Genomic DNA, 25,248 nt, shown 5'->3' with positions numbered 1-25,248 from the left:
AGCAAGCACGCCAGCTTCACTCGATCTGTGTGGGCGGCTCTCTGTGGGCGGTGCGGGGTGCCAATGCAGTGGCGTTGGCGGTACTGCGAGGCCCGATCAGGAGACGTCCTTATAATCGGGGGGAGATTGTAACGAAGAAATGCGCAGAAATGATCCTGTTTCGTGACTTTTATTAGGCTGTTGGTCAGGTGGCCAGTATCGGTTGCACCACGGACCGGGCGCAGCGTGGGCTGATCCGGGCGCTGGCGGGCAATACCTGGTGCAACCAGTTCAGGCGAATCTCTTCGATTTCCACCCAGCCGTCACCCACGGGGGCTGTGGGGCAGTGCTTGAAGGCGCAGCAACGGCCTTGGCCATCGAGCAGGGCAAAACTGCGGAACTGCTGACGCGGGGCGAACAGGGAGCGAAGGAAGTTCATAACCGAACACCTGTGAGTGTGTCATTGACGATAAGAGTGCCCTTGAGCCGTTACATCATGATGTATTGCGAGTGAACGGCAGGTTACAGGAACCTGGTTGTACGGCACCTGTCTGAGACTTGACTAACTCTTGCCTGACGCTGGTTCGTCGCGGTTATGCACCGCTATACTGCGGCCCTGTTTGTGCCTGATTCCTGGAGAGATGAGCATGTTGCAACGCCTGTTGTTCGGTTTGATCACTGTGACCAGCCTGTCGCTGGTGGGTTGCGCCCACAGCCCGCAACAACTGAGCCCGGAGCCGAAGCTCACGACCCAGTTGGCCCCCGTTGGCCATGGCCAGCCGGTGGTGGTGAAAGTGGTTGATGGACGTCCATCGCCCACCCTGGGTACCCGTGGCGGCCTGTATCCGGAAACCAGTGCCATTACTGTGCAGAGCGCGCAGATCCTGCCGAAGCTGCAGGCCCAGGCCGAAGCCGCGGTGCGTCTGTTGGGCTTCACCCCGACGGCGGGCGGCAGCAACGCTCCGCAGTTGACCGTGACCCTGGCCGAGCTCAAGTACCAGTCGCCCAAAGAAGGCCTGTACGTGACCGAGGCCACCATTGGCGCCACCTTCCGTTCCGATGTGCAGAACGCCAACCGGCGCTACAGCGGTCGCTATGGCGCGTCCCTTGACCAGCGTTTCGGCATGGCACCGAACCAGGACACCAACACCAAGCTGGTGGGCGATGTACTGAGCGATGCGCTGACCCGTCTGTTCAAGGATCCGACCGTGGGCCAGATCCTCGGTGAGTAATCCGTGCCTGGCCGGGGCCTGAGCCCTGGCCAAGTAATGCCAAAGCCCGGCTGCCTGATGGCGAGCCGGGCTTTTTTATGGGCGCAGATCAGGCCGCTTCGACGTAGAAGTCCAGCATGCTGACGCCGGTCAGCAGATCGGTTTCCGGCAGGTCCGCATGCTGATGCCCACCCAGGGCGCAATACACCAGCCAGTGTCGGTCCTGAACGTTGAAGGCCAGGGCGCCCACCAGCGCCTGCTGTTCTTCACTAGGGGCGATCAGATAAAGGCGATCCTGGTTTTCTGCGTGCAGCATGACAAGCTCCGTGGGGCATCGAGGGGCAACAGACTGGCTTGTTTAGATGACGAAAAGATGACGTTTTAAATTAATTGATCGACGCCTCGTTATTGGTCGGAAAGCCCCCCGCGTTTATTCGGGGATTGAGTAGAATCCGCGCCGCGGGTGCACTCGACGGCCCGAATACAGGTTTCATTCGAGGTTCATGATGTCGCTGCAACTGATCTGGTTGATGTTCAACGCCCACCCTGCCAAATTGATCAACCTGCTGGCGTTGCTGTTCGCTTGCCCGGGCAGCTGGCTGTTGCACGCCACTCGTCGCCGTGAACGGCGGGCCCTGGCCAACCTTGCAGTCCAGAGTGAAGGCCGGGCCGTGGATCAGCCTCTGCTGATGCTGGACCCCGCCACTTTGCGAATGAACCGATTCTTCTACCGCTTCGGTTTTGCCTGCCTGGGGCTGGCGTTGCTGGTCTCTTGGATCAGTACGCGTTTCTGATCGATCCTTGAACCGTAGACATGACAACGGCGCCCGCAGGCGCCGTTGTGCATTGCAGTGCCGCGATTACAGCGCCAGGCCTGCCTTGACCCGGTACTGATTGCGCACCGGATTGGCATATTGCAGCACCAGATAAGGGCGGTGCTCCGGTGGGCAGGCGTCCAGTCGGCGCTGCCATTCTTCCTCGGCCTTGGCCAGTTCCTGGGGCGCAAAGACCTCGGCGGCGCTCGGTACCTGCAGTTGCGGGTCGGCATCGTTCCACTGGGCATAGGCCAGGTAATGCACCGGGAACAGGCGATAGCCGCCGAGAATCTGCCGGTCCATTTCCATGGCCAATTGCTTGGTGTCTTCGAACAGTTCGCTGATGGGGGCGGCAAAATTCACGTGGACCCGGCCTTTATAGCCAGTGATGCCTTTGGCGATGCTCACGTCATCCTCCCCTGGCGCCTTGGTGTAGCTGCCGGTGGTGGCGCGGATATACAGCTCCCGGGCCTTGGCCTGATCGCACGGGTCATATTCGTAGCTGATGGACACCGGGGTCAGGTTCAGCGATTGGATGACTTCGCCGAACGGTTCATCCTTGCGGCTCATGTGGAACATCTTGAGGATCGCCGACTCGGTGCGGTCGTCGCCATCCTTGGCCCGGCCTTCGGCCTGGGCAATCCAGATCGACTGGCCGTCGTTGCGGATCGAATGGTTGATGTAGGCCGAGAGCAGTTGATAGGCCGCGAGTTTTTCCCGACGCCCGCTGATGGAGCGGTGGACGATGAAACTCTTGTTCAGGCGCATCAGGTCACTGACGAACGGCTTCTGCAGCAGGTTGTCGCCAATGGCGATGCGCGGTGTCGGCAGGCCGGCGTGATATACCGCGTAGTTGACGAAGGCCGGGTCCATGACGATGTCGCGATGGTTGGCCAGAAACACATAGGCGGTGCCGGACTTGAACTGCTCGACGCCGGTATAGGTCACGCCGTCGGTGGCACGTTCAATGGTGTGGTCGACGTAGAACTCGACCTTGTCCTGCAGGGTCGCCACCGAAGTGACTCCGGCGAATTCGCGGCGCAGGCGATGGGCGATCAGGGGTTTGAGCAGCCAGCCGAAAGTATGGGCAAAACGCGGGAAGCGAAAGTGGGTGAGGATATCTAGAAACGCCTTGTCGCTGAGCAGCCGGGCCAGCACCGCTGGTACTTCGCTGTCGTGGTAAGGTCGGATGGCATCGAATTCGCCCATCATGCTCTCTTGTTAGAAACGGCTAGGGTAAGAAAAGGTTTGTATCGAAAAAAGCCGGGCATGGTCTGAAAGTTCAGCTCAAACAAAAAAAGCCCTGCAAATAGACCGGCGATTATACGCATAAGTCACTCTGGAGACGGCGATGCTGGAAACCGACCATTATCAATGCCCCTACTGTGGCGAACAGGCGGAAGCTGTACTGGACCTGTCCGCTGGCGACCAGACCTATATTGAAGACTGTCCGGTGTGCTGCCGACCCATTGTCTTCACGCTACAAACCGATGGTCGGGAATGGATGCTCGACGTCCACAGTGAAAATGACTGAGTGGGGAGTGGTCCTTATGCAGCGCATCTACGAGCCGGAAAATCTGATGGAAGGCGAGTTGCTCCAGTGCATGCTGGCGAGCGAGGGCATCGAGGCGCACCTGCAAGGGCGCGACCTGCTGGGTGGGGCGGGGGAGTTGCCGTTGTTCGGGCTGCTGGGGCTGACGGTGGAGAACGATCAGGCGCAGCAAGCGCGGGAGTTGATCGCTGCGTACAATGCGGCCCTGCCGTTGCCCTTTGAAGAACCGGATAGTTTTGCCGGGGTGCTGGTCTGTTAGGCTGAGCGCCGATTTGCCGAGAGTTGTATTGCCCCATGTGTGGACGTTATGCCCTGTTTCGCTGGAACCCTGCATTTGCCGCCTTGCCGGGATTTCCCGAGGATCAGCGCGCGCAGTGGAATATATCGCCCAATGATTCGGTGCTGATCCAGCGGGCCGAAAACGGCCAGCGCGCTCTGGCCCGGGCTCGTTGGGGCCTGACCCCGCCCTGGTTGACAGACCTGTCGCGTACGCCGGCCCATGCCCGGGCGGAAACCCTGGCGGAGCAGCCGATGTTTCGCCAGGCATTCCGTGAGCGCCGCTGCCTGCTACCGGCCAACGGCTTCTATGAATGGCGCGGAGGGAGTCGCAAACGCCCCTATTGGCTGACGCCAGGCGAGGGGTCGTCGATCTTCTTTGCTGCGATCTGGGAGGCCTATCCGGTACAGGAACAGGTCTGGCTGAGCACTGCCGTGGTGACTCAGGCCGCTTCCAATTTGCGTCGACCGTTGATCCTGGATGCTGGCGCCCAGGAAGTCTGGCTCGATCCCGAGACACCGCTGCATGCCTTGCAAGCCTTGCTCGCCAGCCCGCCTGCCGCCTTGCGCGAGCGGGTCCTGGCCAATCTGGTCAACGACCCCAAGCTCAACGGCCCCGAGTGCCTGACCCCCGCCTGAAGCATCAACTGCAGGAGTTGGCTGTAGGAGCTGGCTTGCCAGCGAAGAGGCCCCCCGGTTTGCTGCCCAAGCCAGGATCGCTTTCGCCGGCAAGCCGGCTCCTACAGGTCCGTGATTAGACCTTGAACTGGTTGATCAGGCGTCGTTGCTGTTCGGCGAGCTTGGTCAGCCCGGCACTGGCGGCGCTGGATTCGTCGGCGCCGCCGGCCACTTCGTTGGCCACCTGGCCGATGTTGATCACGTTGCGGTTGATGTCCTCGGCCACTGCGCTCTGCTCCTCGGCGGCGCTGGCGATCTGGGTGTTCATGTCGTTGATCACCGACACCGCCTGAGTGATGGTTTCCAGGGCTTGGGCCGCCTTGGCTGCATGCTCCACGCTCTGGTCAGTCTTGTGCTGGCTGTCCTCCATGACCCGCACCACTTCCCGGGTGCCCTGCTGCAGTTGCTGGATCATCGACTGGATTTCTTCCGTGGCCTGCTGGGTCTTCTGTGCCAGGTTGCGCACTTCGTCGGCGACCACGGCAAAGCCGCGGCCCTGTTCGCCGGCCCTTGCCGCCTCGATCGCTGCGTTAAGGGCCAGCAGGTTGGTCTGCTCGGCAATCCCGCGAATGGCGATGAGGATGGCATTGATGTTTTCGCTGTCCTTGGCCAGGGTCTGCACCACGCCGACTGCACGGCCGATTTCCTCGGCCAGGGCGCCAATCGCGCTGGATGTGTCGCGGACGATCTGCATGCCCTGGCTGGCGGCCTGATCGGCATGGCTGGCCGCTTGCGCGGCCTGGGTCGCATTGCGTGCCACGTCCTGGGCGGTGGCGGTCATTTCATGCACCGCGGTGGCCACCTGATCGATTTCCACCATCTGTTTATGCACGCCCTGGTTGGTCCGAATGGCGATATCGGCGGTGTGTTCCGAGGAGTCGCTGACGCTCTGCACCGAGGTCACCACCTGGCTGATCATTGCCTGCAGCTTGGCCAGGAAGGTGTTGAAGCCTTTGGCGATGGAGCCCAGCTCGTCGGCTCGGTCGCTGGTCAGGCGCCGGGTCAGATCACCTTCGCCCTGGGCGATATCATCGAGCATGGCCACCATTTGCCGCAGCGGACGTGCGATGCCATGCCCCACCAACCAGATCACCAGCAGGCCGAGGCCGGCAATCACCAGGCCGACCATGGCCATGCCGAAAGTGTCGGCCTTGCGCTGTTCAGCCAGGTCGCCCTGCAGTTTGTCCAGATCGGCCATCACCGCCCCCAAGGGCAGTTGCAGCATCAACGTCCAGTTGGCATCGGTCTGGCCGATACCGAACGGCAGGTACAGGGCAATCTGGCCGTTGGCCTGGTCGACGTTGTAGGTCACTTCGCCGCGCTTGAGGTTGGACAGTCTGGCCACGGTGTCTTGGCGCAGAACATCGCTGACCTTCTCGCCGAACTTGCTTGAATCCTTGGTGTAGGCCACCAGACGGCCATTGCCACCGATCAGGGCCATTTCTCCGGCGCCGCTGTAGAGCTTCTGATTGGCAGCGACCAGCATGTCCTGGATGAAGTTCACCGACAGGTCGGCGCCGACGATGCCCTGGAATTTGCCGTTGAGCAGGATGGGCTGAATAAAGGAGGCGAGCATCACCACCTTGTCGCCGACCTTGTACGGGGCGGGGTCGATGACGCAGGACTTGAGGCTGTCCTGGGAGCACAGGTAGTACTCGCTGGTGCGCACGCCGGTGGAGAGTAGGGTCCGGTCGTTGACGTCGGCCAGCTTGTCCAGGCCCAGGCTGCCGTCTTCGTTGCGGAACCACCAGGGCAGGAAGCGCCCGTTGGCGGCGTCGATGCCCACCACCGAGGTGCCGACGTAGGCCGCGTCATTGTGGTCGATGGCGCCAGGCTCCCAGCCGATGTAGGCGCCGAGGATCTTCGGATTCTGGGTAACGTTTTCCTTGATCAGGGCGATCAGCTGTTCACGGGTGAGGCTGAGTCCGGCATGGCTTTGGGAGTCCTGGGTGCCCATCAGGGCATTGACCCGCACCAGGCCGCCGGCAATCAGCAGTGGCGCTTCCAGTTCCCGTTGGATCTGGCTGACCTGAGTCTGCGCCAGGCCGCTCAGGCGCTGTTCGATGACTTGCTCGAATTGGGCCTGGGTCCGCTCTTGCACCATTTGCTGGGTCCTGGCGCCGGAGAACAGGGCGTACAGCACCAGGGCTGCAACCACGCTGAGGACAATGGCACCGGCCAGGGCGGCGACGGAAAACTGGATCGACTTGAACTTCATAGAGGCTCCGGGCGCAGGAATTTAGGTCTGCCGTGCTGTATCGGCCGCAGCCTCACCGGTCATTAGCCTTGAGAGGCGAAATGCCTGTTTCAGATGGGTAGAGGTCGTGATTGGCGGGGACGTGTTGCGGCGGTTGGAGGCCTTGGGCGGTATGTGAAGTTTTTTTGTCAGGGTCTGGATGTATCTGAATTGCGACTGAATGCGTGTTTTGCATCTGGCGCGGACACAGTTCCGCCCTTAGGATACGCGCCATGTTTTCAGGGAGGTTTCATGATGAAGAAGTCGTTACTCGTATGTGCATTGAGCGCCGCTGTTTTGCTGACCGGCTGTGAAACGGTCAACACCACCAGCGGTGGCGTGGTGGGTGTGGATCGCAAGCAATCCATGTTCAGCATGGTGTCCAGTGCCGAGGTCAATCAGTCCTATGCTCAGTCCTATCAGGAGACCCTGGGAGAGGCCAGCAGCCAGGGCGTGCTGGACAAGACCAGTGCCAACGCCAAGCGCCTGCAGGTCATCGCCAACCGCCTGATCGCCCAGGCGCCGACCTTCCGCCCCGACTGCGCGCAGTGGAAGTGGGAAGTCAACCTGATCAAGAGCGACGAACTCAACGCCAACTGCGGTCCTGGCGGCAAGATCATTTTCTACTCCGGTCTGATCGAAAAACTGAAACTGACCGACGATGAAATTGCTGCGGTAATGGGCCACGAGATTGCACACGCCCTGCGTGAGCATGGTCGTGAGGCGATGTCCAAGCAGTACGCGGTCGGTGCAGGCAAGCAGATCGCTACCCTGTTCGGGGTTTCCCAGGAAACGGTTGCCCTGGGTGACAATGGGGTGAGCCTGCTGATGACTCTGCCCAACAGCCGCGAGAACGAAAACGAAGCGGACCTGATTGGTCTGGAGCTGGCCGCCCGCGCCGGTTACAACCCGAACGCGGCCATCAGCTTGTGGAACAAGATGGGTCAGGCTGCCGGTGGTTCTGCGCCGCCCGAGTTCATGAGTACTCACCCGGCTTCCACCAGCCGTATCGCGTCTTTGCAGGCGGCGATTCCGAAGGTGATGCCGCTGTATGAGCAGGCCAAGAAGTCCTGATCCCTTCGCCTCATTTTCGCTGAGGCTTTCGCCGGCAAGCCGGCTCCTACAGGTTGTGTGGGAGTCGGTTTGCCGGCGATTTCATTTACAGCCAGCCACTGATCTGCATGGCCTTGTACACCGCCACCACGGCGAGGATGAAGAAGGCCGTCGCCGCCAGTCGACGAATCAGGGTCAGGGGCAGCTTGTCCGCAGCGAAGTTACCCGCCAGAACCACCGGTACGTTGGCAATCAGCATGCCCAGGGTGGTGCCGATGATCACCAGCCACAGATCCGGATATTGCGCCGCCAGCATGACCGTAGCGACCTGGGTCTTGTCGCCGATTTCAGCCAGGAAGAACGCGATCAGGGTCGTGAGGAAGGGCCCGAACTTGCGGGCGGTAGTGGCCTCATCGTCATCCATCTTGTCCGGAACCAGGGTCCACAGGGCCGTGGCGGTGAAGCTGGCGGCAAGAATCCAGTGCAGGGTTGCGTCGGAGAAGAAGCTGCCGAACCAGGCACCTACCGCGCCGGCGGCCGCATGGTTGGCCAGGGTCGCGGCGACGATACCGGCGATGATGGGCCAGGGTTTGCGAAAGCGGGCGGCCAGAATCAGGGCGAGCAGTTGCGTCTTGTCGCCGATTTCGGCCAAGGCAACGATTGCGGTGGGAACGAGGAGAGAATCCAGCATCATCAGGGTTTTCCTAAGGGGCGGGTCGACACGGCTATGACACGTACAGCCTTCCCGCCCCGGGTAAGGTGTGCGTGTCATAGGTCTTGTCAAACCCTGCGGTCCGTCTGTGCGGACTCTTGGGTCGCATGCGCCATGGTCTGAGGACCAAGTATGTTGACGCATGCCGGACGAGCGTGGCGCTCGTGGGAGACTACTCCCCTAGGACGGAGCGGATTCTGCCTAGGCAAAATCCATTCGGCAAGCCTTGTTTGCGAAAAAGAATGTCAGCCGCGCTTGGCCCGATAAATCCGAAAGCCCTGGCCTTCGGCCTTGATTGCGCAAGGTCCAAGGTGCTCTTCGATCAGTGGCTGATAGCGCAGGAAGCTGTTGGCAACTACTCGCAGTTCGCCGCCTTTTTGCAGATGTTTTGCCGCTTTTCGCAGCAGGTTTTCTGTGGCCTGGTAGTCGGTGTGGACCCCGGTATGGAAGGGAGGATTGGTCAGGATGCAGTTCAATCCCATGGGCGCTGCATCAATGCCGTCGCCGGTCAGAACCTCGGCTTCAAGACCGTTGGCGGCCAGGGTCAGGCGACTGCTGGCGGCGGCGAAGGCGTCCACATCGAGCAGGGTCACGCTGTTGTCCGGGTAGCGGCGTTTCACTGTGGCTCCCAGTACCCCGGCGCCACAGCCGAAGTCCAGCAGGTGGCCGGCGGGCAAGTGATCCAGATGCTCCAGCAACAGCGCGGTGCCGCGGTCCAGGCGCCCATGGCTGAATACGCCGGGCAGGCTGACGACTTTCAATGGACCTTCGGCCAGGGGCAGCTCGTACTCCTGGGCCAGGCTCTCCAGCGCTACCGGCGTGGGGGCGTTGGCCACCGTCACCTGCCATAGCTGACAGTGTCGAGCACTGTCTAACTTGCGCGGCTTGCCGAAAGGGTTGAGTTGCTTGGCGGCGCTCTCCACGCCGCTGCGTTTCTCGCCCACCAGATATAGCTCGCGTCCGGCCAGGCGTGAGGCCAGGGCGTTGAGCAGGTAGTCGGTGAGGTCCTTGGACTTGGGCAGGAACAGCACGGCGCTGTCGAAGGATTCTGCCGGTGCTGCTACGCCAAAGTGGCTGCGGCCTGGAAAGCGTGCCTCCAGGGCTGCCTGATCGCCGGCGTGCCAGCTCCAGCCTCGGGCGTTGGGCAGGCGACCCAGCAGGTCATCCGCGGTTAGGCCGGCCAGCAGCAGTGAGCCTTGAAACAATTGAGCCTGGCGTAACAGTACTTCACTGCGAGTGTCCATGGTCGCCCCCGAAAAAAGTGGCGAAGTTTATCAACTCACGACCCGCAGTGGGGCGCCACTGAAGAAGGCTTGGGCATTTTCCGTCAGTTGCCCGACGATTCGCTGGCGAGCTTCGCGGCTGCCCCAGGCATTGTGCGGCGTGACGATCAGGCGCGGGATATCGCTGGCCAGCAGTGGATTGCCGTTGGCCGGCGGCTCGACGCTCAGGACGTCGGTGGCTGCGCCCCCAAGATGACCACTGCGCAGCGCATCGGCCAGGGCCTGTTCGTCGATCAGGCCGCCACGGGCAGTATTGACGACCAGGGCGCCGGGCTTGAGCAGGGCCAGCTCCCGGGCGCCGATAAAGTGTCGGGTGTGTTCGTTGAGCGGGCAGTGCAGTGTCAGGGCATCCACCTGGGGCAACAGTTCCTCCAGGGGCAGGCGGTCGGGTCGGGCCGGTCGTCCAGGGATCTGCCCCAATACCACGCGCATGCCAAAGGCTTCGGCCAGGCGCGCCACGGCGCTGCCCAGTTCGCCATTGCCCAGCAGGCCCAGAGTCTTGCCCGCCAGTTCGATGATGGGGTAGTCCAGCAGGCAGAACTGCTGGGCCTGCTGCCAGCGGCCGGCAGCCACGGCTTTTTGGTAGTCGGCAACCCGAGTGGCGAGATTGAGCAGCAGCATCAAGGTGTGCTGGGCCACCGATGGGGTGCCATAACCCTGGCAGTTGCTGACGCTGATGCCTTGCCCACGGGCAGCGGCCAGATCGACATTGTTGGTGCCGGTGGCGGCCACCAGGATCAGTTGCAGATCAGGGCAGGCCGCCAGTGTTTCGGCGCTCAGGGCCACCTTGTTACTGATGGCGACTTGAGCCCCCTGCAGGCGTTCGATCACTTGGTCCGCGGGGGTGTGGGCATGTACTTGCAGGGGGCTGAAGCAGTCATGCAGCGCACTCAGATCCAGGTCACCCAGGTCCAGTGAGCTGTGATCGAGGAAGACGGCGCGGCGATTGTTGATCATGAACTGTACCTTTTGCACGAGGGATCTAAGGCGTAATCTGCCGAGCCTAACAGATGAAATAATTAGACATACACAGGAGCCTGCATGTACCTCACCGAGTTCTTGACCGTTGCCCTGATCCACTTGCTGGCGGTGGCCAGCCCCGGCCCGGACTTCGCCGTAGTGGTGCGCGAAAGCGTGACCCACGGCCGCCGCGCCGGTACCTGGACTGCCCTGGGAGTGGGCTGTGCGATCTTCCTGCACGTGGGTTACTCATTGCTGGGGATCGGCCTGATCGTTTCCCAGTCCATCGTGCTGTTCAACGCCCTGAAGTGGTTGGCGGCGGCGTACCTGCTGTACATCGGCTACAAGGCCCTGCGCGCCCAGCCGGCCAAGCCGGCAGCGGACGACCTGCACAAGGAAGCCGGAGTGCGTACCGCGCGCGGCGCCTTTACTTCTGGTTTTGTCACCAATGGGCTGAACCCCAAGGCGACCCTGTTCTTCCTCTCCCTGTTCACCGTGGTGATCAACCCGCACACGCCCCTGGCGATCCAGGCTGGCTACGGGGTGTATCTGGCGGCGGCCACTGCCGTCTGGTTCTGTCTGGTAGCCATGCTTTTCAGCCAGCAACGGGTGCGTGCCGGTTTCGCTCGCATGGGGCACTGGTTCGACCGCACCATGGGCGCGGTGCTGATCGCCATTGGCGTAAAACTGGCGTTCACCGAGATGCATTGATCGCGCTGCTCGGGCGGGACACACAGGATCACCTGAGCCGCACCGATACTGGCCTGGAGCTAGTATTGGTGCGGCCCTGCAAATCATCCCTTTGGCTGATTTAGCCGGCGCTCGGGAACTCTAGAGTGGGAATCCTCCAGTCACGACCGAGCCGTCAGAAAAGGGATTCTTATGTTGCAGACTCGTGTTATTCCTCCCGCCGAAGGCGCTTACCAATACCCGCTTCTGATCAAACGGTTGCTGATGTCCGGCAGCCGTTACGAGAAAACCCGCGAGATCATCTACCGTGACCAGTTGCGTTACACCTACCCGACCCTGATCGAACGGGTAGCGCGCCTGGCCAACGTACTGACTGCGGCCGGGGTCAAGGCTGGGGATACCGTGGCGGTCATGGACTGGGACAGCCATCGTTACCTGGAATGCATGTTTGCCATTCCGATGATCGGTGCGGTGATCCACACCATCAACGTGCGTCTGTCGCCGGAGCAGATCCTCTACACCATGAACCACGCCGAGGACCGCTTCGTGCTGGTCAACAGCGAGTTCGTCGGCCTGTACCAGGCCATCGCCGGGCACTTGACCACGGTGGAGAAAACCCTGCTGCTCACCGACGCGCCGGAGAAGACTGCCGATTTGCCGAATCTGGTGGGCGAGTACGAGACCCTGCTGGCCGCTGCCAGCCCCCAGTACTCCTTCGAGGATTTTGACGAAAACTCGGTGGCCACCACCTTCTACACCACCGGGACCACCGGCAATCCCAAGGGTGTGTATTTCACCCATCGGCAACTGGTGCTGCACACCATGGGTGTGTCCACCATCATGGGCTCCATCGATAGCGTGCGCCTGCTGGGCACCAACGACGTGTACATGCCCATTACGCCGATGTTCCATGTGCACGCCTGGGGTCTGCCCTATGTGGCCACCATGCTTGGGCTCAAGCAGGTCTATCCCGGGCGTTACGACCCGGAGTACCTGGTGGAGCTGTGGCGCCGGGAGAAGGTCACCTTCTCCCACTGTGTGCCGACCATCCTGCAGATGGTGCTCAATGCCAAGGCGGCCCAGAACACCGATTTCGGTGGCTGGAAGATCGTCATCGGCGGCAGTGCGTTGAACCGTGCGCTGTACGAGGCGGCCAAGGCCAAGGGCATCCAGCTGACCGCCGCCTACGGCATGTCGGAAACCGGCCCGTTGGTGTCCTGCGCTCACCTCAATGAGGAGTTGATGGCGGGCAGCGAGGATGAACGCACCACCTACCGGATCAAGGCCGGGGTGCCGGGGCCCTTGGTGGAAGCGGCGATCATCGATGCCGAGGGCAACTTCCTGCCGGCGGACGGTGAGTCCCAGGGCGAGTTGGTGCTGCGGGCGCCCTGGCTGAGCGAGGGGTATTTCAACGAGCCGCAGAAGGGCGCCGAGCTCTGGGACGGCGGCTGGTTGCACACCGGCGATGTGGCGACCCTGGACAGCATGGGGGTGATCGACATCCGCGACCGGATCAAGGACGTGATCAAGACCGGTGGCGAGTGGATCTCGTCCCTGGACCTGGAAGACCTCATCAGTCGCCACCCGGCGGTACGTGAGGTAGCAGTGGTGGGCATTGCCGATCCGCAGTGGGGCGAGCGCCCGTTTGCCTTGCTGGTGATCCGCCAAGGCCATGAGATTGGTGCCCGGGAGCTTAAGGAACACCTCAAGCCGTTCGTGGAACTGGGGCACCTCAGCAAATGGGCAATTCCCAGTCAGATTGCCCTTGTTACTGAAATTCCCAAGACCAGCGTTGGCAAGCTCGACAAGAAGCGCATCCGTGTCGACATCAGCGAATGGCAAGCCAGTAACAGCACCTTCCTCTCCACGCTTTGAGCGTCCTCTGCCGTGCCCGCCAGGGCATGGCATGCCCACCCGGCAAGCCTTTGCCTTGTACTCACGGATTTTTCAGTCATTCTTGCCGCGCCGTTTTTCAAAGGTTGTGGCAAAGGGTTGTTCCAGTGCGGTGGGTGGCTGCAAATCACACTTTAGAGGGATCAAGCAGTAATCCCTGCTGGATATAGTCCGTTCACGGATTTTTCTGAACGACGGAGCATTGCGGGGTGCTCGCGCCACGCAACTTCGGAGCCGGGACAAGTGTTCATCCAACCGGTATTCGAAGCGTTTTCAGAAAAGCGTACTGCCATAACAATAATGCACATGGAGTAGCGTCGATGACATCAGCAAACCAGTTCTGGCGCCGGGCGAAACTGCCCCTGGCCGTCGGTCTCGCCTCCACGCTCGCCGGGCCTGCATTCGGCGTCAGCTTCAATATCGGTGAAATCGAAGGTAGCTTCGATTCGTCCCTGTCGGTGGGGGCCAGTTGGTCGACCGCCGGACGCAACAAGGACCTGATCGGGGTCAACAATGGCGGCAAGGGCCTGTCCCAGACCACCGATGACGGCCACTTGAACTTCAACAAGGGCCAGACCTTCTCGAAGATCTTCAAGGGCATCCATGACCTGGAGTTGAAGTACGGCGATACCGGTGTGTTTGTTCGTGGCAAGTACTGGTATGACTTCAAGCTCAAAGACGAAGACATGGACTTCAAGAACATCAGCGACAACAACCGCAAGGAAGGCGCCAAGTCCTCCGGCGGGCAGATCCTCGATGCCTTCGTCTATCACAACTACTCCATTGCCGATGAGCCGGGTTCGGTGCGTTTGGGTAAGCAGGTCGTAAGCTGGGGTGAAAGTACTTTCATCGGCGGCGGTATCAACTCGATCAACCCCATCGACGTGTCGGCGTTCCGCCGTCCCGGTGCCGAGGTCAAGGAAGGCCTGATCCCGGTCAACATGTTCTACATCTCCCAGAACCTGACCGAGAACCTGTCGGCCGAAGCCTTCTACCAGCTGGAATGGGACCAGACCGTTACCGATAACTGCGGCACCTTCTTCTCCCAGCCGGACAACATTTCCGATGGCTGTGACGACAATCTGCGACTCCTGTCCAAGCGTTCGACCATTGCCAGGCTGAGCCCTGCTGGCCTGGCGAACCTTACCGCACGTGGAGTAGATATAAACGAGGAGGGTGCTCTGGTGCGCCGTAGTGGCGACCGTGACGCCCGTGACAGTGGTCAGTTTGGCGCGGCGTTCCGTTACAACTTCGAGCCGCTGGACACTGAGTTCGGCGCTTACTTCATGAACTATCACAGCCGTGCACCGATCTTCAGTGCTACGGGGGCTCCTCAGTCGGCATACAACATCGCCGGAGCGTTTGGCGCATTGGCGCCGGTGTGGATTGCCGGTAACTCGAAGTACTTTATCGAGTATCCGGAAGACATCCGCCTGTACGGACTGAGCTTCTCCACCACTTTGCCTACAGGTACCGCCTGGAGCGGCGAACTGAGCTATCGGCCGAATGCGCCGGTGCAGTTGAACAGTACCGATATTCTCTATTCCGCTGTTCGGCGCTTGGGGGGGGCCTACACCAACGCCTCCTTGCTCGACGGGATTCCTGGACAGGACCTGCATGGCTATCGCCGCAAGGAAATCACTCAATTCCAGACCACCTTCACGCACTTCTTTGATCAGGTCATGGGCGCCAGCCGTCTGACTCTGGTGGGTGAGGTGGGGGTTACCCACGTCGGCGGTCTGGAGAGCAAGTCGGATGTCCGTTATGGACGTGATCCGGTGTTTGGTCCTGGCGCCTTGCCAGCCACCGGCGGGCAAAACACCTGTCGCGCACTCAACTCCACCACCATCGCCGGCGCAGGACCGGGCGCAGATGCCAGCAATCTCAGCAGCAACTGCAACAACGACGGCTTCACCACCGCCACCTCCTGGGGCTACCGCGGTCGGGCCATCTGGGAATACCCGGATGTATTCGCCGGTGTGAACCTCAAGCCGAACGTGGCCTGGTCCCACGACGTCAAGGGCTACTCGCCAGGTCCTGGCGCCAACTTCGAGGAAGGTCGCAAGGCCATCAGCCTGGGCCTGGACGCCGAGTATCAGAACACCTACACCGCGAGCCTGGCTTACACCAACTTCTTCGGTGGCGACTACAGCACCGTGGATGACCGGGACTTCCTCGCCTTGAGCGTTGGCGTGAACTTCTAAGCACACTGCATTTTCAGGAAGAACAACAATATGAAAATCACCAAGAGTCTGTTGCACGTCGGTGTGCTGGGACTGTCACTGCTAGCGACCGGGGTCATGGCCGCGGTCTCGGCCGATGAAGCGGCCAAGCTGGGCACCAGCCTGACGCCGATGGGCGCGGAAATGGCCGGTAACGCTGCCGGCACCATTCCCGCCTGGAAGCCCCTGGCAACCAACGCCGGCACTGTGGACAGCAAGGGTTTCCTGTCCAACCCTTATGGCAGCGAGCAGCCGCAGTTCACCATCACCGCGCAGAACGTCGAGCAGTACAAGGACAAGCTGGCCCCGGGGCAGTACGCGATGTTCAAGCGCTACCCGGAAACCTTCAAGATGCCGGTCTATCCGTCCCATCGCGGGGCCACGGTGCCGGCTGAGGTGTTCGCCGCGATCAAGCGCAACGCCACCAGCACCAACCTGGTGTCCGGCGGCAACGGCCTGGAGAACTTCGAAACCGCGATTCCGTTCCCGATTCCCAAGAGCGGTGTGGAAGTCATCTGGAACCACATCACCCGCTATCGCGGTGGCAGCGTGACCCGTCTGGTGACCCAGGCCACGCCGCAGGCCAACGGCTCCTACAGCCTGGTGTACTTCCAGGACCAGTTCGTGTTCCGCGACAAGATGAAGGACTACGATCCGAAGAACCCGGGCAACATCCTGTTCTACTTCAAGCAGAAAGTGACGGCCCCGGCGCGTCTGGCCGGTGGTGTGCTGCTGGTCCACGAAACCCTCGACCAAGTGAAGGAACCGCGTTCGGCCTGGGTCTACAACGCCGGTCAGCGTCGTGTGCGTCGTGCTCCGCAAGTCTCCTATGACGGCCCGGGTACCGCCGCCGACGGTCTGAGGACTTCCGACAACCTGGACATGTACAACGGTGCGCCGGATCGCTACGACTGGAAACTGGAAGGCAAGAAGGAGATGTACATCGCCTCCGACAGCTACAAGCTCGACTCGCCGAGCCTGAAGTACGCCGACATCATCAAGGCCGGGCACATCAACCAGGACCTGGCTCGTTACGAGTTGCGCCGGGTCTGGCATGTGGTCGCCACCTTGAAGGAAGGCCAGCGCCACATCTACGCCAAGCGTGACTTCTATATCGACGAAGACACCTGGCAAGCTGCGGTGATCGACCACTATGACGGTCGTGGCCAACTGTGGCGTGTGGCCGAAGCCCACGCCGAGAACTACTACGACAAGCAAGTGCCGTGGTATGCCCTGGAAACCCTCTACGACCTGCAGTCCGGCCGCTACCTGGCACTGGGCATGAAGAACGAAGAGAAGCAGGCGTATGACTTCGGCTTCACCGCAACCACCAGTGACTTCACTCCAGCCGCCCTGCGTCAGGACGGAGTTCGCTGATCCGCTGTCAATAGAGGCCGCATCCTCGGAAATTGCCCCGACTGGTTCGGGGCTTTTTTTTGCCTGAAAAATTGTGCATTCGCAGATATGCACAACAATCTAGGCTGCTCCGGCGGGCTTTCTCTAGGCGAATTAGCAGGTTGCCGGATAAATAACTGAAATATCGGCTGATAAATCAGATGTATCTGACCCATTTGGTCATAGTCTTTTTCACTCGAATGGTCGCAAAAATCTTCAACAGGTCGCTTTTTACCGCTAGTCTGCGGGCATCTGCTACGCCGACAACCCTACATCAATAAGAGTTGGCCATGACTGAGCTGTCCCCCCTTCAACGGTCTGCCAGCGCGGTGATTCCTGCGTTGGAAGGGCGTTTCTATCGACCCCCTCTGCCCGACGGATACGTGCAGCGGCCGCGTCTTTGCGAGCGCTTGAGTGCCGGGTTGAAGGGAAGACTGTTGCTGGTCAGTGCGCCGGCCGGGTTCGGCAAGAGCTCGCTGGCGGTGGAGTTCTGCCAGGGTTTGCCGGACAACTGGCAGAGCCTATGGCTGGGGTTGAGTCGCCGAGACAGTGATCCCGGGCGCTTCCTCGAACGCTTGCTGGCCGGTTTGCAGCAGTACTATCCCCAATTGGGCCGGCAGTCTCTCGGTCTGTTGAAAATGCGCCAGCGCCATCAGCCTTTCGCCTTTGAAGAGTGGCTGGATGGCTTGCTGGACGAACTGGCGATTCACCTGTCCAGCAACACGCCGCTGTTGCTGGTCCTGGACGACTATCACCTGGCCCAGGGGCCGGTGCTCGATCGTTGCCTGCAGTTTTTTCTCAATCACCTGCCCGATGGTCTGCTGGTATTGGTCACCAGTCGTCAGCGTCCGGATTGGCATCTGGCGCGGCTGCGGCTCTCACGACAGTTGCTGGAGCTGAATGAGCAGGATCTGCGCCTGACCCATGACGAATCCCTCAGCTTGTTGGACCGCCACAGCAGCTCCTTGCGCGGCGAGGCTCTGGAAAGCCTGATCCAGCGCAGCGAGGGCTGGGTTGCCGGATTGCGTTTCTGGCTACTGGCAGCGTCCGAGGCGGGTGCGCTGGGCACCTTGCCCCAGGGATTGCATGGAGGCGAAGGGCTGATCCGCGACTACCTGCTGGAAGAGGTCATCGACTGCCTGCCCGCCGAAGTCCAGGCTTTCCTCTATGACACGGCGCCCCAGGAGCGCTTCTGCGCCGAGCTCTGCGACGCCCTGCGCGAAGCCCATGACAGTGCCGAGATCCTGGGTTTTCTGCAGGCCCACCAAGTGTTCCTGGTGCCCCTGGACGAACACGGACACTGGTATCGCTATCACCATCTGTTTTCCGATCTGCTGCGCACCCGGCCCACGGCCAATACCCTGGTGCCGGCCGCCAGCCTGCACTTGCGGGCCTGTCGCTGGTTCAACGCTCAAGGGCTGCTGGACGAGGCCGTGGAGCAGGCGCTGCGCGCCGGACACCTGGATGTGGCGGCCAACCTGGTGCAGAACCTGTCGGAGGAGCAACTGCTGGCTGAGCAGAATGTCGGCATGCTGCTGCGCTGGAAGATGGACCTGCCTGACAGCCTGCTCATCAGCACACCAAGGCTGATCGTGCTCTACAGCTGGGCCCTGGGCCTGGCCTGCCAGCTGGATGCGGCAGAGGAGCTGGCGGATCACCTGAGTCGTTTCCTGCCGGCGCCTTCGGCCACTGCGCAGAAGTCGATGCTGGCGCAATGGCTGGCGTTGAGCGGGATCATCGCTCGCGGGCGCGGGCAACGGGAGCTGACCCTGGCCTACTGCAGCGAAGCCCTGGAAAGCCTGCCGCACAAGCGCTACGGGCAACGCCTGATGTGCCTGTCGACCTTGTCCAACCTGGCGATTACCGACGCCGATCTGTGGCGCGCCCGCAGCCTCAATCGTGAGTCTCTGGAGCTGGCGCAGCGGGTCGGCAATCCGTTGTTCGAGGCCCTGGCCCACTATGATCGGGCGCGGGTTCTGCAGGCCCGGGGTGAAGTGCTACGGGCCCTGGAAGAGGTGCATCAGGGATTACGGCGCCTGCAGGGCCTGTCGGCTCAAAGACTGTACGCAGTGCGGGCCCGGCTGACCCTCTATGAGGGTTATCTGTTGACCTTGCGAGCCCAGCCCGAGGCCGGCCTGGTGCGTTTACAAGCCGGATTGGTGGAGGCCCGGGCCTGTCGCGATATCAGTGTGCTGATCGCTCATTGCGTGATCGCCAAGCAGGAGGGCCTGCGGGGCGAGTTTTCCCGGGCCTTTGCCGAGCTGGCCGAGGCCGAGCGCCTGATGCATATCTGGGACGTGCCACCGATCTACTACCTGGCGATGATCACCCTGGTGAAATGCGAACTCTGGCTGGCCCAGGGCCGCACCGACCTGGCCGAGGCCTGGCTGGCGAGGCTGGGCCAGACCTACACCGGGGAACAGGCAGCGGCGCCGCCGGAGTTCCATCCGCAGTTGCCCTTGCACATCGAATTGCAGCAGGCCCAGCTGGAAACCATCAAGGGCGACTCTGCCCGAGCCGAACAGCGCTTGAATCGATTGGTGGAACATGGCCAGCAAAGCGGTCGGCAGCTGTTGAGCGTTATGGCCCTGACCCAGAAAGCCCTGCTGTTACTGGCGTCCGGGCGCGGCCCAGAGGCACGACAGGACTTTGCCCGGGCCCTGGAAGCGGCGGTGGGGGGCGCGGTGCAACCTTTCGAGAGCTTGATCCGCAGTCACCCCTGCTGGATGCGCGAGCAACTGCAGCACTGCGTGTCGACCGCCTTGACCCAGGCCCTGTTGGAGCGCTTGCCTGCAGCCCCCCGTGAGCTTCCTGAGGTGGCGGCTCACAGTGAGTCGTTGAGTTCCCGGGAGCTGTCGGTGCTGCAATTGATTGCCCAGGGTTGTTCCAATCAGGAAATCAGCGAACGCTTGTTCATTTCGCTGCATACGGTGAAAACCCATGCCAGCCATATCAACAGCAAGCTGGGGGTGGAGCGCCGTACACAGGCTGTGGCGCGGGCCCAGGAATTGGGGTTGCTGGGTTAGGCGCCACTCTGCTGGCGAGGCCTTCTGCTGGCCCATCGCTGTGGGCCGATTGGCAGCATCTGCGTCCTGACACTGCGCCGGGCCCGGGGTTATCGGGCCAGGTGCTGTTTGCAGTAATCGGCGAACAGGCGCGCCGGTTTGGTCAATTGGCCACGCTTGAGCCAGGCCGCCACCAGCCCGGAGCCGGTCACGTCCTCGACAATGTCCACGCACACCACCGGCTTGCCGTCGTAGGAGCACTGGGAGTGGGGGCGGGTTACCAGAATCGAAAAACCGAAGCCTTGGCCCACCATGCCCCGCACCATCTCGATGGAGGGCGAGCTGAAGGCGATCTGTGGCGTCAATCCCAGCTCCTCGAACAGGCTGACGAAGTAGGTCCGGCTCGGCTGCACATCCAGCAGGATCATCGGTTCCAGGCTCAGGTCCCGCAGTGAAACCTGGGCTTGCTGGGCGTAGCGGTGGTCGGCGGGAAGCAACGCGTAGGGCCTTTGCGGTGGCATCAGCGGCTCGGTTTCGATGGTGCCGTCCAGTTCGTGCTCGTACAGGATCACCAGGTCGAAGGCGCCGCCGGTCAAGCCCTGTACCAGTTCCTGCTGTTCGCCATCGCGGATACGGATCTCCACCCCGGGATACAGGGCACTGAAGCCGGCGATCAGTTGTGGCAGGTACAAAGGCGCGACGGTTTCAAAGCAGCCGATGTCGATCTGTCCGGCCACCACGTCGTTGTCCGCCAGGGCGTTCTGCTCGAACTCCTTGGCCATGCGCAGTAGCTCCTGGGCCTTGCGGTAGAAGCGTGCACCACTTGGGGTCAGGGATACGCCCAGGGCGTGATGGCGGATCAGCAACTGCACGCCGAAGCTGTCCTCCAGGCCTTTGATGGCGGTGGAGATCGACGGCTGGGCGATGTACAGCTTGCGTGACGCTTCAGCGACACTGCCGCATTCGACGGTGGTGATGAAGTACTTGAGTTGACGCAGATTGTAGGCGGCCACAGCGAACCTCATTCTTTGCCTGGGCACGGGGATGGGTCGTACTGACCCGGCGCTTGATTGCATCACGCCAATCGCATTGCGCTCCATGCAAGCAAGTTATGCACCGGCCAGCCCCAGGCATGATTTTTTGTCCCTCAACAATACCCATAAGCGCTGTTGGAAAGGACGAGGTTTAGGCAGTTTTTTCATCGCTTGCGAAGACATATTTCCTCGCCTTGCGGGTCCTGGACCAGGAACACGAGGCTTATCCGTTGGCGTCGGGCGGGCTCTCTGGAGCCGGTAACGGCTCGGGGGATGGAGCAGCTTCGAAATTCAGGGTGACAGTAAAGTGCTGCTGCTCGTCGAGCACTTCGATATGCCAGCCCAGCCGTGCGCATAGCTGGCACATCAACTCCAGGCCCAGGCCATAGCCGAAGTCGCTGGAGGGCTCCAACTGCTTGGCTTCGCGGATGCGGTTGACGATACGCAACTGCGGGTGCTCGAAGCTGATCTCGACACTGCCTTCATCGGCGTATTGCAAGGCATTGCGCAGGAAGTTGCCCACCACGATGCGGCAGGCGGTCAGGGGCAGGCGGCAGGGTTCGCTACTGATGTCGAGGATCAGTTCGATATCCCGCGTGCCGATCAGGTAGCGGTGTTCCTCGATCAGTTCATTGACCAGGCCGCTCATGTCGATGGCTTCCTCCGGCAAGGGCTCAGGCAGTTCGCGGCTCATCCACAGCAAGGTTTCCGCGATGCGCTGCATGTTCAGCACCGAGCGCTCGATGCGTTGCAGGGGCGGGGGCAGGACGCCGCCGGATTGCAGGGTCAGCAGTTCGATATTGGCCTTGAGCACCGCCAGCGGCGTGCGCAGTTCATGGCTGGTATAGCGCAGTAGGCGACCTTCGCGCAGGCTTGCGGCCTGAACTTGCTGCACGCTTTGGGCCAGGGCGTCGGCCAGCATATTGAACTCCTTGAAACTGAAATTCGGCCGTTGGCTGGACTCCGCATCCTTCAGGGTCGTGGACCACTGGGCCAGTCGCCCCAGTGGACGAACCAGCCACCAGACCAGCAGGGCAATGATGATCAGCGCCGGGATAAACACCGCGAGGCTGATGAAGATGACGCCTCGCAGCTCATGATCCAGGTAGGCATCGGACAGTGGCGTTTCGACTTCGCCGCCTTCTTCCTGGTCGTGGTCGACGTCGTACATGTACAGGGTCTTGCCGTCAGCCAGGGGCTGGGCCAGGATCGCCCGCCCTTCATCCTCATCATCGGACTCCAGGTCGCCAAACACCTGCACCGCACCGAAGGACAGGCTGGGTGGCGTGTCCAGCATCTGACGGATTTTCTCTGGCAGCGCCTCTTTGCCGATGACGCTGGTATAGAAGTAGTTGTGCGGCGGTGGGGTGTTCGGATCTTTCTTGTAATGCCTGGCGAAGTACTGGGCTTCCTCCTCCATCATCGCGCTGGCGGTATAGAGCAGGCCGCGGACACTGTATTCCGGCAGCAGCAGGCTGTAGATCAACAACACCACGGCGATCAATAGCAGGAAGCTGCCGCTGATCACCCATTTCAGACCCAAACCGTTACGCATGTGACCTCAGTTGGATACCAATACCGGGGAGGGTGTGGATCAGCGGCTGGCCGAAGGACTTGTCCACGGTCTTGCGCAGTCGGTGCATGTGCACTTTGAGGGTGTTGCTGTCCGGTGGCTCGTCGCCCCAGATTGTTGCCTCCAGGCGTTCCCGGGTCACCGGCTCCGGGCTGGCACGCATCAGACACTCCAGCAGGGTCCAGCAAATGGGCGACAGATGCAGCTCCTGGCCGGCGCGGCTGACCTTGCGGGTAGACAGTTCCATCACCAGGTCGGCCACTTGCAGGCGGCTCGCCTGGCCGCTGCGGCGCATGCTCAGGGCGCGAATACGGGCCACCAGTTCCGCCATTTCAAAGGGCTTGACCAGATAGTCGTCGGCCCCGGCAGCGAAGCTGGCGAGCTTGTCGGAAAGGGCATCCAGCGAGGTAAGCATCAGGATCGGTGTCTGGCTGCCTTGCAGGCGCAACTGTTGGCACAGCTGCTGGCCGTCCAGTCGCGGCAGCATGATGTCCAGCAGGATAACGTCGTAGTGCTGGCTTAGAGCCAGGTTAAGGCCGGTCTGACCGTTGCTGGCGTGGTCGCAGACGATGCCGCTGATTTCCAGGTACTCGATGACAGTATTGGCCAGGTCGAGGTTGTCCTCGACCAGTAGCAGTTGAATATGCACGGAAACGTCCCCTTGGACCCTTGGCGCTCAATGGGCCGAAGGATAGCGGAGTCGGGCGGCTTTCTGCCGATGTTTACCCGGTGTTAACCCGGTCGTCTCTAAGCTGGGGCTCTTCTTAACTCCAGAGCGTGGCACCGCCATGAACCTGACTTCGGTGGTCAAAGGAATCCTGCTGGTTCTGATTCTTCTCGTCCTGATGGCCTGCGCCCTGCCTTCCCAGGCACCTTGGGGGCGCCTGGGAGGGGGCGGCCCCCTGAACTGGTTACTGATTGGCCACAGCGTTGAGCAGGCAGGATCCGATCATGTCATCAGTGCATGCTGATAAGGCCGGCGCCAGCTACACCGATCAGTTGGTGTTGTGTCTGGTGCTGATTCTCTGTGTATCGATTTCCCTGGGGGTCTACATCATGCGCTTCAATGCGCAGATCGACCGGCAGCGCGAACTCTCTCCGGTGCGCTTGCTCGAATGCGGCCAGGGGCGCGGGGCCTTCATTGTCGATCCCTATGGCCAGCGCAGTAGCAGTGACAACTGTTTCCTGGTGGATGAGGACGACTAGCTTCGGCTCTGCCCGGCACTCAGAATGATTCGCCGTCGAGTTCAAGCGCAAGAAACGTGGTTCTTGCGCTTGAATCTCGCTTTACAGTGTCGGTGTACTGAGAGGAAGGCCATGAACCACAGGGTTCCGGGTCCGATTCCACTGGCGGATTGAAGGAGACCTGAGATGTCCTGCGTATTCAAACTGATGGCGTCCCCCGTTGGCCAACTGACTCTGGTGGCCAGAGGGACGAAGCTGGCAGCGATTCTCTGGGAGCACGAACGGCAGAACCGGGTACGTCTCGGGCCTTTGCAGGAGGCGGTTGACCATCCTCTGCTGCTGGAAGCCGAGCGTCAGCTCCGGGAGTACTTTGCTGGCAGCCGTGAGCGCTTCGAGCTTGAGCTGGATTTCGCCGGTACCGAGTTTCAGTGCAAGGTCTGGCAGGCGTTGCTGACCATTCCTTTCGGTGAAACCCGCAGCTACAGCCAGATTGCCCGGCAGATCGGCAGTCCCAAGGCGGTGCGGGCAGTGGGCGCAGCCAATGGCCGTAACCCGATCTCGATTGTGGCTCCCTGTCACCGAGTGATCGGCGCTTCGGGGAGCCTGACCGGGTTTGCCGGGGGGCTTGAAGCCAAGCAGTTCCTGCTGGCGCTGGAAGGCGAGGAGACGCTGCAACTGGCGTTCTGAGTGAGTGCTGGCGGCGAGCTGTGCCAGAATGTGTCATCGTTTTTTCTGGAACCCTTCCATGGACGCCGCCAAACCCAGTCTTATCCGTGAAACCTTCCCCGTCGGCCCGCTGCAGTGCAACTGCACCATCATTGGCGACCCGCTGACCAAGAAAGCCATAGTTGTCGATCCGGGAGGCAATCCCGATTTGATCATGGCCCGCCTCGATTCTCTGGGGTTGAAGGTGGTGAGCATCATTCATACCCATGCGCACCTGGATCATTTTCTCGCCTCCGGGCAGATGAAGGAAAAGACCGGCGCCACCTTGCATCTGCACAAGGACGACCAGTTCCTGTGGGACAACCTGGAGATGCAGTGCAGCATGTTTGGCGTGCCCTACACACCGGTCCCGTCCCCGGACCGCTGGCTGGACGACGATGAGGAACTGGCCTGCGGTTGCGGCGTGGCTCTGCATACTCCCGGGCATACCCCAGGTTCCATGAGCTTTTGGTTTTCTGAGGCTAAGCTTCTGATTGCCGGCGACACGCTGTTCAAGCGCGGGGTCGGGCGCACGGACTTGTGGGGCGGTGATCAGGCCACCCTGGTGCGTTCGATCAAGCAGCGTCTGTATACCCTCGATGAAGACGCCACAGTGATTGCCGGGCACGGCCCAGACACTCGATTGGGCGATGAGATGCGCCAGAACCCGTTTGTGAGAGCCTGACTTTTTGCCTGGTCGCTGACGGAATTTTTGCCGCTCTGTGTGTTCCAACGCCAGCAAAGGTCTGTTGCCAACGTCCGCTGCACCACAGAATGCAAAATGTAGGAGC

24 protein-coding genes, 1 pseudogene and 1 riboswitch are annotated in these 25,248 nt (G+C 61.2%); of the genes and pseudogenes, 14 read left to right on the top strand and 11 right to left on the bottom strand.

From position 1 onward, the window contains the following. Window positions 1–184 precede the first annotated feature (184 nt). The gene (locus ACSSVC_RS30150) at window positions 185–418 is read right to left on the bottom strand and encodes a hypothetical protein (RefSeq protein WP_346633832.1); all 234 of its coding nucleotides are present in this window, start codon (window positions 416–418) and stop codon (window positions 185–187) included. Between the two features lie 208 nt (window positions 419–626). On the opposite strand from ACSSVC_RS30150, the gene ACSSVC_RS30145 reads away from it, so the two are divergent. Continuing rightward, window positions 627–1,211: a YajG family lipoprotein gene (locus tag ACSSVC_RS30145; RefSeq protein WP_317069912.1), complete on the top strand. Its 585-nt coding sequence runs from the start codon at window positions 627–629 to the stop codon at window positions 1,209–1,211. A gap of 88 nt (window positions 1,212–1,299) precedes the next feature. Here ACSSVC_RS30145 and ACSSVC_RS30140 read toward each other — a convergent pair whose 3' ends face one another. Next, complete coding sequence (locus tag ACSSVC_RS30140; protein ID WP_011063378.1) at window positions 1,300–1,506, bottom strand: hypothetical protein; 207 nt, start codon at window positions 1,504–1,506, stop codon at window positions 1,300–1,302. A 190-nt stretch (window positions 1,507–1,696) separates the two neighbouring features. On the opposite strand from ACSSVC_RS30140, the gene ACSSVC_RS30135 reads away from it, so the two are divergent. Then, window positions 1,697–1,984: a hypothetical protein gene (locus tag ACSSVC_RS30135; RefSeq protein WP_492611806.1), complete on the top strand. Its 288-nt coding sequence runs from the start codon at window positions 1,697–1,699 to the stop codon at window positions 1,982–1,984. Between the two features lie 66 nt (window positions 1,985–2,050). Here the strand turns inward: ACSSVC_RS30135 and ACSSVC_RS30130 are convergent, their stop codons facing one another. Further along, on the bottom strand, window positions 2,051–3,217 hold the full coding sequence (locus ACSSVC_RS30130) for a 1-acyl-sn-glycerol-3-phosphate acyltransferase (protein ID WP_346633834.1): 1,167 nt from the start codon (window positions 3,215–3,217) through the stop codon (window positions 2,051–2,053). Window positions 3,218–3,356: 139 nt separating this feature from the next. On the opposite strand from ACSSVC_RS30130, the gene ACSSVC_RS30125 reads away from it, so the two are divergent. The 3 genes from ACSSVC_RS30125 to ACSSVC_RS30115 are packed head-to-tail and all read left to right on the top strand — an operon-like array spanning window position 3,357 to window position 4,472. Further along, window positions 3,357–3,539, top strand: coding sequence for a CPXCG motif-containing cysteine-rich protein (locus tag ACSSVC_RS30125; protein WP_016967048.1), 183 nt, complete (start codon window positions 3,357–3,359; stop codon window positions 3,537–3,539). Window positions 3,540–3,555: 16 nt separating this feature from the next. Beyond that, window positions 3,556–3,816, top strand: a complete 261-nt coding sequence (locus tag ACSSVC_RS30120; RefSeq protein WP_123724797.1) for a putative signal transducing protein — start codon at window positions 3,556–3,558, stop codon at window positions 3,814–3,816. A 35-nt stretch (window positions 3,817–3,851) separates the two neighbouring features. Next, entirely contained in the window at window positions 3,852–4,472 is a 621-nt protein-coding gene (locus ACSSVC_RS30115; RefSeq protein ID WP_346633835.1) for an SOS response-associated peptidase, read from the top strand. A 115-nt stretch (window positions 4,473–4,587) separates the two neighbouring features. On the opposite strand, the gene ACSSVC_RS30110 is transcribed toward ACSSVC_RS30115, so the two are convergent. Next, on the bottom strand, window positions 4,588–5,331 hold the full coding sequence (locus ACSSVC_RS30110; protein ID WP_370059449.1) for a methyl-accepting chemotaxis protein: 744 nt from the start codon (window positions 5,329–5,331) through the stop codon (window positions 4,588–4,590). Between the two features lie 111 nt (window positions 5,332–5,442). Continuing rightward, window positions 5,443–5,640: pseudogene (locus ACSSVC_RS30105) on the bottom strand (HAMP domain-containing protein); the annotation flags it as partial. A 1,362-nt stretch (window positions 5,641–7,002) separates the two neighbouring features. On the opposite strand from ACSSVC_RS30105, the gene ACSSVC_RS30100 reads away from it, so the two are divergent. Continuing rightward, entirely contained in the window at window positions 7,003–7,821 is an 819-nt protein-coding gene (locus ACSSVC_RS30100; RefSeq protein WP_346633989.1) for a M48 family metallopeptidase, read from the top strand. An 85-nt stretch (window positions 7,822–7,906) separates the two neighbouring features. Here the strand turns inward: ACSSVC_RS30100 and ACSSVC_RS30095 are convergent, their stop codons facing one another. The 3 genes from ACSSVC_RS30095 to ACSSVC_RS30085 all read right to left on the bottom strand — a co-directional run bounded on the left by ACSSVC_RS30095 (window position 7,907) and on the right by ACSSVC_RS30085 (window position 10,752). Next, complete coding sequence (locus ACSSVC_RS30095; RefSeq protein ID WP_102860988.1) at window positions 7,907–8,491, bottom strand: TMEM165/GDT1 family protein; 585 nt, start codon at window positions 8,489–8,491, stop codon at window positions 7,907–7,909. Window positions 8,492–8,582: 91 nt separating this feature from the next. Next, window positions 8,583–8,706: riboswitch (yybP-ykoY riboswitch) on the bottom strand. 51 nt (window positions 8,707–8,757) lie between these two features. Next, complete coding sequence (locus tag ACSSVC_RS30090; protein ID WP_404937631.1) at window positions 8,758–9,756, bottom strand: methyltransferase; 999 nt, start codon at window positions 9,754–9,756, stop codon at window positions 8,758–8,760. A gap of 30 nt (window positions 9,757–9,786) precedes the next feature. Continuing rightward, window positions 9,787–10,752 (bottom strand): 2-hydroxyacid dehydrogenase, encoded by a 966-nt coding sequence (locus ACSSVC_RS30085; RefSeq protein ID WP_346633838.1) that lies wholly within the window; start codon window positions 10,750–10,752, stop codon window positions 9,787–9,789. 84 nt (window positions 10,753–10,836) lie between these two features. Here ACSSVC_RS30085 and ACSSVC_RS30080 point away from each other — a divergent pair, with 84 nt between their 5' ends. The 5 genes from ACSSVC_RS30080 (at window position 10,837) to ACSSVC_RS30060 (ending at window position 19,981) form a co-directional block, all read left to right on the top strand. Then, window positions 10,837–11,466, top strand: a complete 630-nt coding sequence (locus tag ACSSVC_RS30080; RefSeq protein ID WP_346633839.1) for a LysE family translocator — start codon at window positions 10,837–10,839, stop codon at window positions 11,464–11,466. Window positions 11,467–11,637: 171 nt separating this feature from the next. Then, window positions 11,638–13,320: a fatty acid--CoA ligase gene (locus tag ACSSVC_RS30075; RefSeq protein WP_346633840.1), complete on the top strand. Its 1,683-nt coding sequence runs from the start codon at window positions 11,638–11,640 to the stop codon at window positions 13,318–13,320. Window positions 13,321–13,658: 338 nt separating this feature from the next. After that, complete coding sequence (locus ACSSVC_RS30070; protein ID WP_346633841.1) at window positions 13,659–15,542, top strand: DUF1302 domain-containing protein; 1,884 nt, start codon at window positions 13,659–13,661, stop codon at window positions 15,540–15,542. A 30-nt stretch (window positions 15,543–15,572) separates the two neighbouring features. Beyond that, on the top strand, window positions 15,573–16,937 hold the full coding sequence (locus ACSSVC_RS30065; RefSeq protein WP_346633842.1) for a DUF1329 domain-containing protein: 1,365 nt from the start codon (window positions 15,573–15,575) through the stop codon (window positions 16,935–16,937). A 308-nt stretch (window positions 16,938–17,245) separates the two neighbouring features. Continuing rightward, window positions 17,246–19,981, top strand: a complete 2,736-nt coding sequence (locus ACSSVC_RS30060) for a winged helix-turn-helix domain-containing protein (protein ID WP_346633843.1) — start codon at window positions 17,246–17,248, stop codon at window positions 19,979–19,981. An 89-nt stretch (window positions 19,982–20,070) separates the two neighbouring features. On the opposite strand, the gene ACSSVC_RS30055 is transcribed toward ACSSVC_RS30060, so the two are convergent. The 3 genes from ACSSVC_RS30055 to ACSSVC_RS30045 form a co-directional block, all read right to left on the bottom strand. Beyond that, the gene (locus ACSSVC_RS30055; RefSeq protein WP_102860294.1) at window positions 20,071–20,973 is read right to left on the bottom strand and encodes a LysR family transcriptional regulator; all 903 of its coding nucleotides are present in this window, start codon (window positions 20,971–20,973) and stop codon (window positions 20,071–20,073) included. Between the two features lie 244 nt (window positions 20,974–21,217). After that, window positions 21,218–22,549, bottom strand: coding sequence for a sensor histidine kinase (locus ACSSVC_RS30050; RefSeq protein WP_346633844.1), 1,332 nt, complete (start codon window positions 22,547–22,549; stop codon window positions 21,218–21,220). Next, on the bottom strand, window positions 22,542–23,216 hold the full coding sequence (locus ACSSVC_RS30045) for a response regulator transcription factor (RefSeq protein WP_346633845.1): 675 nt from the start codon (window positions 23,214–23,216) through the stop codon (window positions 22,542–22,544). The genes ACSSVC_RS30050 and ACSSVC_RS30045 overlap by 8 nt, the downstream gene beginning before the upstream one ends. Before the next feature lie 302 nt (window positions 23,217–23,518). On the opposite strand from ACSSVC_RS30045, the gene ACSSVC_RS30040 reads away from it, so the two are divergent. The 3 genes from ACSSVC_RS30040 to ACSSVC_RS30030 all read left to right on the top strand — a co-directional run bounded on the left by ACSSVC_RS30040 (window position 23,519) and on the right by ACSSVC_RS30030 (window position 25,142). Next, complete coding sequence (locus ACSSVC_RS30040; protein ID WP_346633846.1) at window positions 23,519–23,773, top strand: hypothetical protein; 255 nt, start codon at window positions 23,519–23,521, stop codon at window positions 23,771–23,773. 165 nt (window positions 23,774–23,938) lie between these two features. Beyond that, window positions 23,939–24,439, top strand: coding sequence for a methylated-DNA--[protein]-cysteine S-methyltransferase (locus tag ACSSVC_RS30035; protein ID WP_404937628.1), 501 nt, complete (start codon window positions 23,939–23,941; stop codon window positions 24,437–24,439). Window positions 24,440–24,497: 58 nt separating this feature from the next. Continuing rightward, a complete protein-coding gene (locus ACSSVC_RS30030; protein ID WP_404937627.1) occupies window positions 24,498–25,142 on the top strand; it encodes an MBL fold metallo-hydrolase in 645 nt (214 codons plus the stop codon). Window positions 25,143–25,248: the final 106 nt, after the last annotated feature.

The organism is Pseudomonas sp. E1BtOHC1 (assembly GCF_058744285.1).
The sequence above is the reverse complement of the archived record's forward strand: the minus strand, read 5'-3'. Positions and strand labels throughout refer to the sequence as shown.